Genomic DNA, 14,762 nt, shown 5'->3' with positions numbered 1-14,762 from the left:
AGGCAGGCAGCCATGCTTGGACGTTTGAACCATGTTGCAATTGCGGTGCCGGATCTGGCGGCGGCGCGCCAACAGTATGAGACCATGCTGGGGGCTGAGGTGACTGAACCTCAGGCGCTGCCGGAGCATGGCGTGACGGTGGTGTTCATCAAGCTGCCCAACACCAAGATCGAGTTGCTGGAGCCTTTGGGCGACGATTCTCCGATTGGCGCGTTTCTGGCCAAGAACCCCTCGGGCGGGATGCATCATGTCTGCTACGAGGTCGAGGATATCCTCGCGGCACGTGATCACCTCAAGGCTCAAGGCGCCCGGGTGCTCGGTGACGGGGAACCAAAAACAGGTGCGCATGACAAGCCCGTGCTGTTCCTTCATCCGAAGGACTTCAACGGCACGTTGATTGAACTCGAGCAGGTCTGAGGTCAGACATCATGGGTATTGGAACCGCTTTTGCGATTTACTTCATCATCTGGTGGGTGGTGCTTTTCACGGTGCTTCCGTTCTGGGCGCGCAGTCAGGCCGATGAAGGCGAGGTGATTCTCGGCACCACGCACAGCGCGCCGGCGAATTTTCGCTTTGCGCCGATCTTCTGGCGGACCACGCTGATCTCAGCGATCGTGTTTGGAGTCTATGTGCTGGTTACGGTCGTCGGCGGCTTCACGCTTGATGATTTGATCGCGATGTCGCCTGACTTCAAACCTTCTGGAAACTGAACCGGCTCCGTTCTTAAGCCCCGACGGTTTGGCAGGCGGTTTGCTCAGGCCGGGTTCGCGGCCGCTTTTTTGACAGCTCGGCGATTCCCGTCCGTGCTCGAGAGCGCCGGTGTTGCTATCTCAAAATCATTCTTGGATGAGAGATGCTGAGCTTGCGGGCTGCCAATGGCTGGCGTTTGGCGGTTCAGGTGAGTTGCAACCCGTTGCAGGTGCCCACAAATTGAGCGGCGCAAGGGCAAAAAAAAACAAGGCTGAAAGCCTTGTTGTTCAGGTGTCGCGTGATCTGTTTCCCGGTTGCCCGGGGGCTGCGAACAAAGCGCGCCTGAGATCCTATCCTCCCAAGACTTTGACCGCGAATTGGGCACTTTCCCGTAAGATGTGCCTCTTTAGTGAGCTGTATTTAGCGTAAAGATTCCGGCTTGTCACCTGTTTTGTGACACTTCAAAGGCAATGAATTTCCTGAATGACTGACAGTATGGCGGCGTAACGGCGCTGACGCGGCATGCTTCCTTTCGAAGTGGCGCAACATGTCTGGCTGTTCTGACCGGAAGCATGGCGCAACGAAGCATGCCGTGTTCAACCCGGTCCGTTTGTACGAGAACGACTTTGCTTGAAATCAGTGCACCAGAGCAGCCCTGGTTCATCATGCTGAATGTGCAACGCTGTCGCGATCAAGACGGCTTTCCATTGACCTGCGAAGCGGATAGAACCGCATCCAAGCCAACCCTCATTTTGCCTGAATCAGCCGTCAAGGCTGGAAGCCAAACCGGATTTCCCCATGCGTCTGTCGAAGTACTTTCTCCCCATCCTCAAGGAAAACCCCAAGGATGCCGAAATCGTCTCCCACCGCCTGATGGCGCGTGCGGGAATGATCAAGCAGCAATCGGCGGGCATCTACTCCTGGCTGCCGCTGGGCAAGCGGGTGCTCGACAAGGTCTGCAACATCGTCCGTGAAGAGCAGAACCGGGCAGGTGCCATCGAGATCCTGATGCCCACCATTCAGCCTGCCGACCTGTGGCGGGAAAGCGGCCGTTATGACGATTACGGTCAGGAAATGCTGCGTATCAATGACCGCAATGATCGCGAGATGCTCTTCGGGCCGACCAATGAGGAAATGGTGACGGACATCTTCCGTTCCTACGTCAAATCCTACAAGGATCTGCCGCTCAATCTCTATCATATCCAGTGGAAGTTTCGCGATGAGCGCAGGCCGCGCTTTGGCGTCATGCGCGGGCGCGAATTCCTGATGAAGGATGCCTATTCCTTCGATCTCGACTACGAGGCCTCCAAGGCTGCCTACAACCGGATGTTTGTGTCCTATCTGCGCACCTTCGAGCGCTGCGGGCTCAAGTCGATCCCGATGCGCGCCGACACCGGACCGATTGGCGGCAGTCTGAGCCATGAGTTCATCGTGCTCGCCGAAACGGGTGAGAGCCAGGTGTTTTGCCACCGCGACTTTGATGGCTTTGCCGTGCCGCCCGTCGACATGAACTATGACGACGCGGCCGCCGTTGCCGCGGTGGTCGAGCAGTGGACGACGCCTTTCGCTGCCACCGATGAGATCATGGACAAGGAAGAGTGGGCGCGCGAGGCCTGGGACGGGCTTGGCGAGGATGCCCGCGTCTCCGCCCGCGGCATCGAGGTTGGCCACATCTTTCATTTCGGCACCAAATATTCCGAACCGATGAATGCTTTCGTTCAGGGGCCGGACGGCAAGCAGCATTATGTTTCGATGGGCTCCTACGGCATCGGCCCCTCGCGCCTGCTCGGTGCGATCATCGAGGCGTCGCATGATGAAAATGGCATCATCTGGCCCAAGGGCGTGGCGCCGTTCGATGTCGGCTTGATCAACATGAAACCCGGCGATGCGGCTTGTGATGCGGCCTGTGAACGCATCGAGACCGCGCTCGAGAATGCCGGGATTGAACTGCTCTATGATGACACCGATGAACGCGCAGGTGCGAAGTTCGCAAAGGCGGATCTGATTGGATTGCCGATCCAGGTCATTGCCGGCCCGCGCGCGGTCGCCGACGGCAATGTCGAAATCAAGGTGCGGGCAACGGGCGAACGCGAAACGCTTTCAATCGATGAGGCCATCAACCGCCTCGCGCAAGCCCACTAGGCCAGAGTCCGTTCAGAGGATATCCAAATGAACGATCCGCATGCCGGGACATTGCCTTCGACTGCCGCAGCCGCGGCAAAGCCGTTTTCCGCGTTTGAACGCATGGTGGCCTGGCGTTACCTGCGTTCGCGCCGAAAGGAAGCCTTCATTTCGGTGATCGCGGGCTTCTCCTTCGTCGGCATCATGCTCGGTGTGGCGACGCTGATCATCGTCATGGCGGTGATGAACGGGTTTCGCGGTGAACTGATCACCCGCATTCTCGGCATCAATGGTCACATGGTGGTGCAGCCGATCGACCGGCCGCTCGATGACTACGCGGCACTCGCCGCTCGCTTCAAGGGCGTCGATGGCGTGATCAACGCAATCCCGCTGGTCGAGGGGCAGACGCTTGCCTCCGGGGTCGGTGGTGCAGGCACAGGCGCCCTTGTGCGCGGCGTGCGCGCGGAAGATTTCCAGTCGATGGAGCTCGTCTCCGAAAACATCCGCTCGGGCGATCTGGTTGGCTTCGTGGCGGGCGAGGGTGTCGCCATCGGATCGCGCATGGCGCAATCGCTGGGGTTGACCGCCGGAGACCTGATCACGCTGGTGGCGCCCGAGGGGGACGTCACGCCGTTCGGGGTGACGCCGCGGGTCAAGGCCTATCCGGTGTCGGCCATCTTCGAGGTCGGGATGTCGGAATATGATTCCTCGATCATCTATATGCCGCTCGAAGAAGCGCAGCTCTATTTCAATTCCGAAGGCGTGGTGCAATCCATCGAGGTGTTCGTCGAAGACCCGGACGATATCGACGCGATGCGCCCGCTGATTGAGGCGGCGGCGGATCGTCAGGTGTTCATCACCGACTGGCGGCAACGCAACCAGACCTTCTTCTCGGCGCTCCAGGTCGAGCGCAATGTGATGTTCATGATCCTGACGCTGATCATCCTGGTGGCGGCGCTCAACATCATTTCGGGGCTGATCATGCTGGTCAAGGACAAGGGGCGGGATATTGCCATCCTGCGCACAATGGGCGCCACATCGGGCTCGGTGATGCGGATCTTCTTCATGACCGGGGCGGCGATCGGGGTGACCGGCACCATCGCCGGCTTCCTGTTGGGCGTCGTGGTGTGCCTCAATGTCGAGCGGATCCGCCAGTTCTTCTCCTGGCTGTCGGGAACGACGCTGTTCAATCCGGAGCTCTATTTCCTCAGCCAGTTGCCCGCCGACATGGATTCAGGCGAAACCCTGGTGGTGCTGGTGGTCGCACTGGCGCTGTCCTTCATTGCGACGCTGATCCCGTCCTGGCGAGCCTCGAAGCTCGATCCCGTGCAGGCGCTGCGCTATGAGTGAGCGTCAAGGCACAGCGGGGCGTCCGGTGCTCGAACTGGTTGATGTTGGCCGTCACTTCATTCAGGGCGACAACCAGCTTTCCATTCTTGACGGTGCGAACTTTACGCTGAACGCCGGTGAAACCGTGGCGCTTGTGGCGCCGTCGGGCACCGGCAAGTCGACGCTTCTGCATCTTGCCGGGCTGCTCGAGCGGCCTGACGATGGTGACGTGATCATCGATGGCGAGGCTTGCGGCACGGTTTCCGATGACCGCCGCACCGCGATCCGGCGCTCCGAAATCGGCTTTGTCTACCAGTTTCACCATCTGCTTCCGGAATTCACGGCGCTTGAGAACATCATGATGCCGCAGCTGATCTCGGGTCTGTCGAAAGCCGAGGCGGCGGAGCGGGCCGAACAGCTGCTGGATTACATGCGCATAGGCCATCGCGCTGATCACCGGCCATCGGAACTCTCGGGCGGCGAACAGCAGCGCGTGGCGATTGCCCGTGCGGTGGCGAACGCGCCGCTGGTGCTGCTCGCTGACGAACCCACCGGCAATCTCGACCCGGAAACCGCGGGCTATGTGTTCGAGGCGCTTGATGCGCTTGTGCGCCAGTCCGGCCTGTCAGCCGTCATCGCCACCCACAACCACGACCTCGCCAGCCTGATGAGCCGCCGGGTGACGCTGGATGACGGCAAGGTGGTGGAGGTTTAGGGGCGTTTGGGTCGGTGGTGGCGTGGTGCAGCGGTGGCGCTTTCGGCCATGGCCGCCACTGGGTAGATTCCTAGCCAAAGGCCACTTTGCGCCCTCTATCCGGTCAAAGTGCGCCCCCTGATCATAACGCAACACCTGACACACATCATGGGATTTCTTGTCGCGCAGTCGGATAAAAAGTGGAGAGCCATTCGCGCTTGTGTTGGGCAAACGTCGCACGGCTCGGCAAACCCGGAGTCCAGTAGGTGGGGAAGAATGCGATGATCTGCTCACCAACTTGGATGGCTAAGCGCCCCATCTCAGAGATAACCGCTTCGAGGGCCGTCGCCTCCATGAATGGGCCGATGACAGCATCGCCATCCTTTTCTGGCCGCATCATCCATGCTGATTTCATATTGGGATGACCGGCAAGTTCAGAAAACAACTCGTACATCTCGGCGCGGCGTTTCGAGATGAAACCGTCGCGGGCGTCGAGTGCCTTGCGCACCTCCACCGGCGAGAATTCTTTCATGCGCGCTTTCTTGTCTGCATGGCGCCAGCGCCCTATACGGTCGCGATCGCCAGCAAAAAGGTTTAGCAGGAAGACGGTTTCCAGCACGTCGCGCAGGATCAGTGCGCTGTTCTGATGGTAGCCAGAAAGCGTCAACTTCAGGCTTGCCCCAAACGCGTTGAAAGTACGCATCCCAAGGACCTGAACGACTTTCAGGTCCTCATCGCTAGTGTCGTATTGGCGGAAGTTATCGGTGAGATCCATCGCGTCTTCAACAACAACGATGTGCAGCCGCAGTCGCTGGTCGCCGTCAATGATTCTAAGTGCTTTCTTGCGGAATTGCTCCTCACCACTGTGCAGATTTGCAAGGTTTAACGGCATTCCATTCTGGTCTTTGGTCATCTTGCGGTAGTCATAGCGTTTGCGGGAGCCTTTCAGGCTGAACGTTGCTTCACGCATTTTTAGGGGCATGCTCCAGAGCTGAAAAAGCGGCTCTACAGTTGATCTACCATCTGTTCTACTACGATTCCCGATATGATGCGTCCGCGCTCAAGAGGCTCAACCTCGACAAGGGCCTGAATGTGGTCACGGTTTAAAACGACGACATATGGCGATTGCTGGATGTCCCGCTTAGCAACGATCCTGACCGAGTTTCCGTCCGGAAAGCCCATAGCAGTTTGAACTGCTTCCGGCGCGAAATCCTCAAGCGCAGAGGCTGCCAACTCGCCGATAGTCGGCGCTATACGATTCCAGTCACTCTCAATCGTATCGGCTGTCCAAAGGTCAGTCAGCAGATGTAATTGCAGTTCCTCAGCAAGGCCCGTCTGAGCAGCTAGAGCATACCGGATATCTCTCAGTTTCCTGTTATCTAAGAATATGGCTCCTGCAAACTCATCGTCGGTGCTGTTGTTTGCCGTCAAATGTAGACCCGAGCTGGAAAACGTAAGGCTTGAGACATACCACGTACGATCATCCATGATGTCGTTGGCTGCGATACGAAGTTCTTCGCTGAAGGCCGACTCATCCTGAGTGGCTTGAACAAGGCTCACGATAAGGCGTTTGTTCAGAGTCTTTTCCTGCTCGTCATCATAATATACCCAAGCACTCGCGCCAGCTGTAAGGCCCGCTATACACATTATCGCGATTTTGATTGTGCGTGTTGTTTGTGACAGTGTTCCAACTGCGGCTGCGAGAAAACTCAAGGCAATAAGAAAATAGCCAATCATAACAACATAACTCCTCCTGTGTGCAATATTATTATTACAAATCTATATGAAATTACAGTGCAAATTCATATGAATGCCCCGAATGGTCAAATTTTCTAATTGGCCCGCCGAGAAGGCCCGATCCAATCGACGACACCGACAAACAGGGGCATTTTGCGCTCTCTGGTCGAATTCACGCGAATCCGTTGATACCCGCACCGATCAGTTCTACGAAAACAGCTGTGTATATTTTCAGCAGCTTGGTAACTCCAACTATCGCCTACCGTTGGTAAACCGCTCACAGCTTTGACGTACGTGCGTGACCGATTGCAAATGGGCTGCGGACCGTAATTGTCATTAGCCGTACGGATCTCTCAAGGGTCGGCATATCGGACCTTCGTGTCGCCCATACTGAACGTCCGCTTCCCGCTCAAATTGACCCAAGATCCAATTCCATTGTCCCGTCCTCATCCAAAAAGGCACGGCAGGTTTCCCCGCCATGCCTCTCGTATTCAGCCTTTTTGAAGCCGTCAGCGCAGCCGCTTGGCAGCCACAGCCGGGACCAGTTCGCCGGCGAGGCGGCGGTCGAGGTAGTCTTCGCACTCGGCAATCAGTTCATCGACCTGGCCGGTGAAGAAATGGTTGGCGCCGGGCATGGTCTTCTGGGTGATCAGAATGCCCTTTTGCAGCTTGAGCTTTTCGACCAGGCCGATGACATCCTTTTCGGGCGCCACCTTGTCGGCGTCGCCATGGATGATCAGGCCTGATGACGGGCAGGGGGCGAGGAACGAGAAATCATAGGTGTTGGGCTGTGGCGCGATCGAGAAGAAGCCCTCGATTTCCGGCCGGCGCATCAGCAGCTGCATGCCGATCCAGGCACCGAAAGAATAGCCTGCGACCCAGCAGCTCTTGGAATCAGGATGCAGGCTCTGCACCCAGTCGAGTGCCGCGGCGGCATCGGAGAGTTCACCGGCGCCATGGTCGAAATCCCCCTGGCTGCGCCCGATCGAGCGGAAATTGAACCTCAGCGTGGTGAAGCCGCGCTGCTGGAACATGTAGAACATCTGGTAGACGATCTGGTTGTTCATGGTTCCGCCGAATTGCGGATGCGGGTGCAGCACGATTGCGATCGGTGCGTTCTTTTCCTTGCCCGGCTGATAGCGGCCTTCGAGGCGTCCGGCGGGTCCGTTGAAAATGACTTCAGGCATTCGTACTCCATGCATCGGCTGGGTTCTGTTCGCCGTTACCCGATTGGGAGAGCCGGCGGGCGGGTGGATATCGCAACCGCACCCTTGACGGCGGCGGACCTGCTCCCTAGAACCTAGTTTAGAATCATTCGAAACTGCAGCGGGTTCGCTGAATGTGCGAGTGTCTTACGGCATCGCGTACAGAAAATTCAAGGAAAATGAACCTGCGGCCACGACGCAGGGTTTCAGCGGGTGAAGGGAACCATGGCCAGAAGCCGTCTCTATGTCGATTACAATGCCACAGCGCCGCTTTTGCCGGCTGCGCGAACGGCAATGATCGAGGCGATGGATCTGCCTGGCAACCCGTCTTCGGTGCATGGCGAGGGGCGCGCGGCGCGCACTGTCGTTTCGCGGGCGCGCGATGCTGTTGCGCGGCTTGTTGATGTGCCCGCAGCCCAGGTGAGTTTTACCTCGGGCGCCACAGAAGCCGCCAATCATGTTCTGACCCCGGATTTCCGCATGGGCCGCGCGCCGCTCAAGGTTTCGCGGCTGCTGGTCTCGGCGGTCGAGCATCCGGCGGTGCTTGCCGGCGGGCGTTTTCCTGCGGATCAGGTCACGGTGCTGGGCGTGGATGGCGATGGCCGTCTTGATCTGGCCCAGCTTGAGGCTGCGCTGGGCACGCATGATCCCGCGTCCGGTCAGCCGATGCTGGCGTTGCAGCTTGCCAACAATGAAACCGGCGTGATCCAGCCGGTCCGCGAGGCGTCTGCAATCGTGAAGGCGCATCACGGGCTCGTGGTGGTCGATGCCGTGCAAGCCGCCGGACGTATGCCACTGTCGCTCAGCGAGCTTGGTGCCGATTTTCTGATCCTGTCGGGCCACAAGATCGGTGGACCAAACGGCATTGGGGCTCTGGTGAGCGCAGGCGAGGTGCTGATGCCTGCACCGCTGATCACCGGCGGCGGTCAGGAAAAGGGCCATCGTGGCGGCACGGAAAATCTTGTCGGTGTTGCCGGCTTCGGTGCTGCCGCGGAAGCGGCACTCTTGTCGCTTGCCCAGATTGCGGATATCGCACAGTTGCGTGACCGGATGGAAGCCGGAATGCGCGAGGCGGCGCCCGACATCATCATCCATGGCGGGGGCGTGCCACGCCTGGCCAATACCAGCTTCTTTTCGCTTCCCGGCCTCAAGGCCGAAACAGCGCAGATTGCCTTTGACATGGAGGGTGTGGCCGCTTCTGCTGGCGCCGCGTGTTCATCGGGCAAGATCGGCGAGAGCCATGTGCTTAAGGCGATGGGCGCCGACGCCGCTCTGGGCGCAATCCGGATCAGTCTGGGGCACGTACACACAGGTGAAGACATCGATGCGTTCCTTGAAGCCTTCAAGCGCATCAATGCCCGGCGGATGGCCCGGCTGGGAAGTCAGGCCGCCGCATAGGGCGGCCGCATATTTCGTCGTTCGTGGAGACGGTTTTTTCGCGAAGGGCATGGCGTTGACAGCGGTCACGCCCTAAATAGTGGTCAATCCGCTCGGGATTTATCACACGACGTTAACAAGCTGCCGGCCTTGACCCGGCGAGATTGGAGAGCGCCATGCCTGCAGTGCAGGAAACGATTGATCAGGTCCGTCAGATTGACGTGGACCAGTACAAATACGGTTTTGAGACCGTTATCGAAAGCGATACCGCGCCGAAGGGTCTCAACGAAGACACCATCCGGATGATCTCGGCCAAGAAGGACGAGCCTGAATGGATGCTCGAGTGGCGGCTTGACGCCTTCAAACGCTGGCAGACCATGGAAGAGCCTTCCTGGGCGCGCGTTGATTACCCGAAGATCGATTTTCAGGACATTCACTACTACTCGGCGCCTAAGGGCACAGCCGGTCCCAAGTCGATCGACGATGTCGATCCGGAACTGCTGCGTGTCTATGAGAAGCTCGGCATTCCGCTGCGCGAGCAGGAAATCCTGGCCGGCGTTCAGCAGTCGAAGATTGCGGTGGATGCCGTGTTCGATTCGGTTTCCGTGGTTACCACCTTCAAGAAGGAACTGGCCCAGGCCGGCGTGATCTTCATGTCGATCTCGGAAGCCATGCGCGAGCATCCCGAACTGGTGCAGAAATATATCGGCACCGTTGTTCCGGTGACCGACAACTATTACGCCACGCTCAATTCCGCGGTGTTTACCGACGGTTCGTTCGTTTACGTGCCCAAGGGCGTTCGCTGCCCGATGGAGCTGTCGACCTATTTCCGAATCAACGAGAAGAACACCGGCCAGTTCGAACGCACGCTGATCATCGCCGAGGAGGGGGCTTACGTCTCCTATCTCGAGGGCTGCACCGCGCCGCAGCGGGACGAAAACCAGCTGCATGCCGCCGTGGTCGAGCTGATTGCCATGGATGATGCGGAGATCAAGTACTCGACCGTTCAAAACTGGTATCCGGGCGACAAGGACGGCAAGGGCGGGATCTACAATTTCGTCACCAAGCGCGGCGATTGCCGCGGCAAAAATTCCAAGATTTCCTGGACCCAGGTCGAAACCGGGTCGGCGATCACCTGGAAGTACCCGTCCTGCATCCTGCGCGGCGATGGTTCGCGCGGCGAGTTCTACTCGATTGCCGTGTCGAATGGCTATCAGCAGATCGATTCGGGCACCAAGATGATCCATCTGGGCAAGAACACCTCGAGCCGTATTATCTCCAAGGGAATTTCTGCCGGGCATTCCAACAACACCTATCGCGGCCAGGTTTCGGCTCACCGCAAGGCGGAGAATGCTCGCAACTTCACCCAGTGCGACAGCCTGCTGATCGGCAACCAATGCGGCGCGCACACCGTGCCTTACATTGAGGCGAAGAACTCGACCGCCCAGTTCGAGCATGAAGCCACAACCTCGAAGATCTCCGAGGACCAGCTGTTCTACTGCCTGGCCCGCGGCATTCCCGAGGAAGAGGCGATCGCGCTGATTGTCAACGGCTTCGTCAAGGAAGTGATCCAGGAACTGCCGATGGAGTTCGCCGTTGAAGCCCAGAAGCTGATCGGAATCTCGCTTGAAGGCAGTGTCGGCTAGGCAACGTATCTGAACCATCAGGCGCAGTCGGTTGAGGGCATAGTGCCGTTGGTCAACGAAGCATCAATTGTGGCCACTGGCTCAAGTGGCTGAAAATTATCTAGGTATCGGAAACAGACATGTTAGAAATCAAGAACCTTCACGCCCGTATCGCCGAAGACGGCACCGAAATCATTCGCGGTCTGAACCTGACGGTCAAGGCCGGCGAAGTGGCCGCCATCATGGGGCCGAATGGCTCGGGCAAGTCGACGCTCTCCTACATTCTCGCGGGCCGCGACGATTACGAAGTGACCGAGGGCGATATCCTCTACAATGGCGAGAGCATTCTCGAGCTCGATCCTTCCGAGCGCGCCGCCAAGGGCATCTTCCTGGCGTTCCAGTACCCGGTTGAGATCCCCGGTGTTGCCACCATGCAGTTCCTCAAGGTTGCGATGAACGAGCAGCGCAAGGCGCGCGGCCAGGAAGAGCTGAAGACGCCGGACTTCATCAAACTGGTCAAGGAGGCTGCCGCCAGCCTCCAGATCAATCCGGACATGCTCAAGCGTCCGCTCAATGTCGGATTCTCCGGTGGTGAAAAGAAGCGTGCGGAAATCCTCCAGATGAAGCTGCTTGCGCCGCAGCTTTGCGTTCTCGACGAGACCGATTCCGGCCTTGATATCGATGCGCTGAAAATCGTGTCCGACGGTGTCAATGCGCTGCGCTCACCGGACCGCGCGGTCATCGTCATCACCCACTATCAGCGCCTGCTCGAGCACATCGTGCCCGATACCGTGCACGTGCTTTACAAGGGCCAGGTGATCAAGTCCGGGACCAAGGACCTGGCGCTGGATCTGGAAGCCAACGGCTATGCAGACATCATCGAAGCGGCCGCTTGAACGCACGCCAAATGTGAATTGACGGGCCTTTACGGCCAGGAGAGACAGGCATGAACATGCAGACAAAGCCGCCCCACACTGCTGCCGAGCAGGCAATCCTGGACAATTACGCCGCAGTTCTGGGGCAGTTGCCGGGTGACGCCAAGGTGACATCGGCGCGCGATGAACTGATTTCGGCGATTTCCGATTCCGGCCTGCCGACACGGCGGGTGGAGAGCTGGCACTACACCGATCTGCGCAATTTGCTGCGCGATGTTTCCGGGAATACCGGCAGTGGAACCGCGAGTGCGGTCGATCCGCTGGTGAACGGCAGTCTGATGCTGCCGATGGTGCAGGGGCACAGCGCCGATCTTTCAGCGCTCGAGGGCATGACTCTGGCGCCCTTCATGGAGCTGCTGGCTTCTGGCGAAGCCGCAGGCATGATGGCCGAGCGCGGATCTGACGATCTGATCGGCCAGCTCAACGGGGCTTTCGTCAGTGATGGCTACACTATCGCCGTTGCAGCTGATGCCAGCATCGACAAGCTGGTCGAGCTGCAGTCTGTCCAGTCAGGCGGGCAGGCACACAACCGCTTTGTTGCGTCCTTCGGCACCGGGTCCAAGGCGACGCTGGTGGAGCGCCATCTGGGCGATGACGAACATTCGGGGTTTTCGAGTTCAGTCAGCACGCTTGATGTTGCCGATGGTGCGGACGTCACCTGGGTGATCGTGCAGCAGCGCGGAGCGTCCGATCAGCATCTGGGCCAGTTGAGCGCCCGGCTGGGAACCGGCGCCAAGCTGCGGCTCTTTGTGATCAATGCCGGTGGCAAGCTCACCCGCCAGGAAGTGCATGTCGATGTTGCCGGCGAGGACGCCCATTTCGATCTGCGCACAGTCAACCTGCTGGCAGGCGACAGCCACACCGATGTGACGCTGACGCTGGGACACAATGTGGCCAACACCACTTCGTCGGAAATCGTCCGCAACGTGGTTCTCGACCGCGCGCGCGGCGTGTTTCAGGGGCAGATCTGCGTTGCCCAGGAAGCCCAGAAGACCGACGCGCAAATGGCCTGCAACACCTTGCTGCTTTCCGATGATGGTGAGTTTTCCGCCAAGCCCGAGCTTGAGATCTTTGCCGATGACGTGATCTGCGCCCATGGCGCGACCGTGATCGACCTTGATGAGGATCACCTGTTCTACCTGATGGCGCGCGGCATCACCGAGAAGGCGGCACGTGGGCTTCTGGTCAACGGATTTGTCGATGAATTGGTTGAAGAGCTCGACAATGAAGAGCTTGTCGAAGTGCTAGAAACCGTTATCGAACAATGGCTTGCAGAACATGCCTGAGGCACTGAATCATGCCTATGATGTAGAGGCGGTCCGCAAGGATTTCCCGATCCTGTCACGGCAGGTGCATGGAAAGCCGCTGGTCTATCTCGACAATGGCGCGTCGGCTCAAAAGCCTCAGGCGGTGATTGACGCTGTCACCCACGCCTATTCGAACGAATACGCCAATGTGCACCGCGGCCTGCATTTCCTCTCAAATGCGGCAACCGATGCCTATGAGGGTGCGCGCGAGATTGTGCGGCGGTTCCTCAATGCGCCGTCGGTCGACAATGTGGTGTTCACCAAATCCACCACCGAGGCGATCAACACCGTCGCCTATGGCTATGGCATGCCGCATATCGGTGAGGGTGATGAGATCGTCATCACCATCATGGAGCATCACTCCAACATCGTGCCATGGCATTTCCTGCGCGAACGCCAGGGCGCGAAGATCGTCTGGGTTGGCGTTGATGACCAGGGCAATTTCGATCTTGATGATTTCCGCAAGGCGCTGACCGACCGCACCAAGCTGGTGGCAATCGCCCATATGTCGAATGTGCTTGGCACCGTGGTGGACGTGAAGGAAGTCTGCCGCATCGCCCATGAACGTGGCGTCAAGGTTCTGATCGATGGCAGCCAGTCGGCTGTGCATATGCCCGTCGATGTTCAGGATATTGATTGCGACTGGTATGTGATGACCGGCCACAAGCTCTATGGCCCATCCGGCATCGGGGTGCTTTACGGCAAGATGGACGCGCTCAAGGCCATGCAGCCCTTTATGGGCGGCGGCGAGATGATTGTCGATGTCAGCGAAGAGGGCGTGACCTACAATGATCCGCCGCACCGTTTCGAGGCGGGAACGCCACCAATCGTGCAGGCGATCGGTCTGGGCGCGGCGCTTGACTACATGGATTCCGTCGGCCGAGACCGCATTGCCGCCTATGAGGCTGAGCTCGGCGCCTATGCGCAGGAGCAGCTCTCGAAGGTCAATGCGCTTCGCCTGATTGGCAATGCGCCGGGCAAGGGCGCGATCTTTGCTTTCGAGATCGAGGGCATTCATGCCCATGATGTGTCGATGCTGATTGACCGCTCCGGCGTGGCTGTGCGTGCAGGCACCCATTGTGCGCAGCCGCTGCTCAAGCGCTTCAACGCAACATCGACTTGCCGGGCCTCGTTTGGAATGTACAATACGCGCTCGGAAGTCGACGCGCTGGTTGCATCGCTTGACAAGGCGCGGGCGTTTTTTGCTTAGGGCGCGGGTCGGGTCATAGGGACCGGACCTGCAGCTTGAATGTTTGACTTGGTTGTCCTGTCGGATTTGCCGGCCCCCCGGTGTTTTGAGACAGGCCCATAAGGAGTAGAGCCGATGAGTGAAGCATCCGGCACGCAAACCGAAGCCGCAGGTCAACCCGAAGCTGCGGATCAGGTGACGGAATCGGCGATCCCGCGCGAGGAACTGGCGCGGTTGAGCGACGACATCATTTCGGCGCTGAAGACCGTTTATGATCCCGAGATCCCTGCGGACATCTACGAGCTCGGCCTGATCTACAAGATCGACATCGAGGATGACCGGATGGTCAAGGTCCTGATGACGCTGACCGCACCTGGGTGCCCGGTGGCCGGCGAAATGCCGGGCTGGGTGGAGAACGCGGTCGCCACGGTCGAAGGCATTTCTGGCGTTGAAGTCGATATGACCTTCGATCCGCCATGGACGCCCGACCGGATGAGCGAAGAAGCACAGGTTGCTGTCGGCTGGTACTGATCCTGCCGACAGGCCGTATCGA

The 14,762-nt window shown here is 58.8% G+C and carries 14 protein-coding genes; 11 read left to right on the top strand and 3 right to left on the bottom strand.

Annotated features, from left to right (window positions below):
• Positions 1-12: 12 nt before the first annotated feature.
• The 5 genes from mce to HPDFL43_RS12045 all read left to right on the top strand — a co-directional run bounded on the left by mce (position 13) and on the right by HPDFL43_RS12045 (position 4,855).
• On the top strand, positions 13-417 hold the full coding sequence (gene mce, locus HPDFL43_RS12065) for a methylmalonyl-CoA epimerase (RefSeq protein WP_007197622.1): 405 nt from the start codon (positions 13-15) through the stop codon (positions 415-417).
• An 11-nt stretch (positions 418-428) separates the two neighbouring features.
• On the top strand, positions 429-710 hold the full coding sequence (locus HPDFL43_RS12060) for a DUF1467 family protein (RefSeq protein ID WP_007197621.1): 282 nt from the start codon (positions 429-431) through the stop codon (positions 708-710).
• 778 nt (positions 711-1,488) lie between these two features.
• The gene (gene proS / locus HPDFL43_RS21980; RefSeq protein WP_007197620.1) at positions 1,489-2,832 is read left to right on the top strand and encodes a proline--tRNA ligase; all 1,344 of its coding nucleotides are present in this window, start codon (positions 1,489-1,491) and stop codon (positions 2,830-2,832) included.
• 27 nt (positions 2,833-2,859) lie between these two features.
• On the top strand, positions 2,860-4,161 hold the full coding sequence (locus tag HPDFL43_RS21975) for a lipoprotein-releasing ABC transporter permease subunit (protein WP_007197619.1): 1,302 nt from the start codon (positions 2,860-2,862) through the stop codon (positions 4,159-4,161).
• Entirely contained in the window at positions 4,154-4,855 is a 702-nt protein-coding gene (locus HPDFL43_RS12045; RefSeq protein ID WP_007197618.1) for an ABC transporter ATP-binding protein, read from the top strand. The genes HPDFL43_RS21975 and HPDFL43_RS12045 overlap by 8 nt, the downstream gene beginning before the upstream one ends.
• A gap of 145 nt (positions 4,856-5,000) precedes the next feature.
• On the opposite strand, the gene HPDFL43_RS12040 is transcribed toward HPDFL43_RS12045, so the two are convergent.
• The 3 genes from HPDFL43_RS12040 to HPDFL43_RS12030 all read right to left on the bottom strand — a co-directional run bounded on the left by HPDFL43_RS12040 (position 5,001) and on the right by HPDFL43_RS12030 (position 7,758).
• On the bottom strand, positions 5,001-5,804 hold the full coding sequence (locus tag HPDFL43_RS12040; RefSeq protein WP_007197617.1) for a hypothetical protein: 804 nt from the start codon (positions 5,802-5,804) through the stop codon (positions 5,001-5,003).
• Positions 5,805-5,839: 35 nt separating this feature from the next.
• On the bottom strand, positions 5,840-6,571 hold the full coding sequence (locus tag HPDFL43_RS12035) for a hypothetical protein (protein ID WP_007197616.1): 732 nt from the start codon (positions 6,569-6,571) through the stop codon (positions 5,840-5,842).
• A 509-nt stretch (positions 6,572-7,080) separates the two neighbouring features.
• Positions 7,081-7,758, bottom strand: a complete 678-nt coding sequence (locus tag HPDFL43_RS12030) for an alpha/beta hydrolase (protein WP_007197615.1) — start codon at positions 7,756-7,758, stop codon at positions 7,081-7,083.
• 243 nt (positions 7,759-8,001) lie between these two features.
• Between HPDFL43_RS12030 and HPDFL43_RS12025 the strand changes: the two genes are divergently transcribed.
• The 6 genes from HPDFL43_RS12025 (at position 8,002) to HPDFL43_RS12000 (ending at position 14,740) form a co-directional block, all read left to right on the top strand.
• Positions 8,002-9,174, top strand: a complete 1,173-nt coding sequence (locus HPDFL43_RS12025) for a cysteine desulfurase family protein (RefSeq protein ID WP_007197614.1) — start codon at positions 8,002-8,004, stop codon at positions 9,172-9,174.
• 155 nt (positions 9,175-9,329) lie between these two features.
• A complete protein-coding gene (gene sufB, locus HPDFL43_RS12020; RefSeq protein WP_007197613.1) occupies positions 9,330-10,799 on the top strand; it encodes a Fe-S cluster assembly protein SufB in 1,470 nt (489 codons plus the stop codon).
• A 119-nt stretch (positions 10,800-10,918) separates the two neighbouring features.
• On the top strand, positions 10,919-11,674 hold the full coding sequence (sufC, locus tag HPDFL43_RS12015) for a Fe-S cluster assembly ATPase SufC (RefSeq protein WP_007197612.1): 756 nt from the start codon (positions 10,919-10,921) through the stop codon (positions 11,672-11,674).
• Positions 11,675-11,724: 50 nt separating this feature from the next.
• The gene (gene sufD / locus HPDFL43_RS12010; protein WP_007197611.1) at positions 11,725-12,999 is read left to right on the top strand and encodes a Fe-S cluster assembly protein SufD; all 1,275 of its coding nucleotides are present in this window, start codon (positions 11,725-11,727) and stop codon (positions 12,997-12,999) included.
• Entirely contained in the window at positions 12,992-14,230 is a 1,239-nt protein-coding gene (locus HPDFL43_RS12005) for a cysteine desulfurase (protein ID WP_007197610.1), read from the top strand. The genes sufD and HPDFL43_RS12005 overlap by 8 nt, the downstream gene beginning before the upstream one ends.
• A 114-nt stretch (positions 14,231-14,344) precedes the next feature.
• Positions 14,345-14,740, top strand: coding sequence for an SUF system Fe-S cluster assembly protein (locus tag HPDFL43_RS12000; RefSeq protein ID WP_007197609.1), 396 nt, complete (start codon positions 14,345-14,347; stop codon positions 14,738-14,740).
• Positions 14,741-14,762: the final 22 nt, after the last annotated feature.

The organism is Hoeflea phototrophica DFL-43 (assembly GCF_000154705.2).
GTDB classification, from domain to species: Bacteria; Pseudomonadota; Alphaproteobacteria; order Rhizobiales; family Rhizobiaceae; genus Hoeflea; species Hoeflea phototrophica.
Note: the sequence above shows the minus strand (reverse complement) of the source record. Positions and strands in the feature narration are given on the sequence as shown.

Excerpts from the sequence above, each read along its gene's own strand:
- proS (WP_007197620.1), top strand. The coding sequence starts at position 1,489 with ATGCGTCTGTCGAAGTACTTTCTCCCCATCCTCAAGGAAAACCCCAAG.
- HPDFL43_RS12005 (WP_007197610.1), top strand. The coding sequence starts at position 12,992 with ATGCCTGAGGCACTGAATCATGCCTATGATGTAGAGGCGGTCCGCAAG.
- HPDFL43_RS12060 (WP_007197621.1), top strand. The coding sequence starts at position 429 with ATGGGTATTGGAACCGCTTTTGCGATTTACTTCATCATCTGGTGGGTG.
- sufB (WP_007197613.1), top strand. The coding sequence starts at position 9,330 with ATGCCTGCAGTGCAGGAAACGATTGATCAGGTCCGTCAGATTGACGTG.
- mce (WP_007197622.1), top strand. The coding sequence starts at position 13 with ATGCTTGGACGTTTGAACCATGTTGCAATTGCGGTGCCGGATCTGGCG.
- HPDFL43_RS12030 (WP_007197615.1), bottom strand. The coding sequence starts at position 7,758 with ATGCCTGAAGTCATTTTCAACGGACCCGCCGGACGCCTCGAAGGCCGC.
- HPDFL43_RS12035 (WP_007197616.1), bottom strand. The coding sequence starts at position 6,571 with ATGATTGGCTATTTTCTTATTGCCTTGAGTTTTCTCGCAGCCGCAGTT.
- HPDFL43_RS21975 (WP_007197619.1), top strand. The coding sequence starts at position 2,860 with ATGAACGATCCGCATGCCGGGACATTGCCTTCGACTGCCGCAGCCGCG.
- HPDFL43_RS12025 (WP_007197614.1), top strand. The coding sequence starts at position 8,002 with ATGGCCAGAAGCCGTCTCTATGTCGATTACAATGCCACAGCGCCGCTT.
- sufD (WP_007197611.1), top strand. The coding sequence starts at position 11,725 with ATGAACATGCAGACAAAGCCGCCCCACACTGCTGCCGAGCAGGCAATC.
- sufC (WP_007197612.1), top strand. The coding sequence starts at position 10,919 with ATGTTAGAAATCAAGAACCTTCACGCCCGTATCGCCGAAGACGGCACC.
- HPDFL43_RS12000 (WP_007197609.1), top strand. The coding sequence starts at position 14,345 with ATGAGTGAAGCATCCGGCACGCAAACCGAAGCCGCAGGTCAACCCGAA.
- HPDFL43_RS12045 (WP_007197618.1), top strand. The coding sequence starts at position 4,154 with ATGAGTGAGCGTCAAGGCACAGCGGGGCGTCCGGTGCTCGAACTGGTT.
- HPDFL43_RS12040 (WP_007197617.1), bottom strand. The coding sequence starts at position 5,804 with ATGCGTGAAGCAACGTTCAGCCTGAAAGGCTCCCGCAAACGCTATGAC.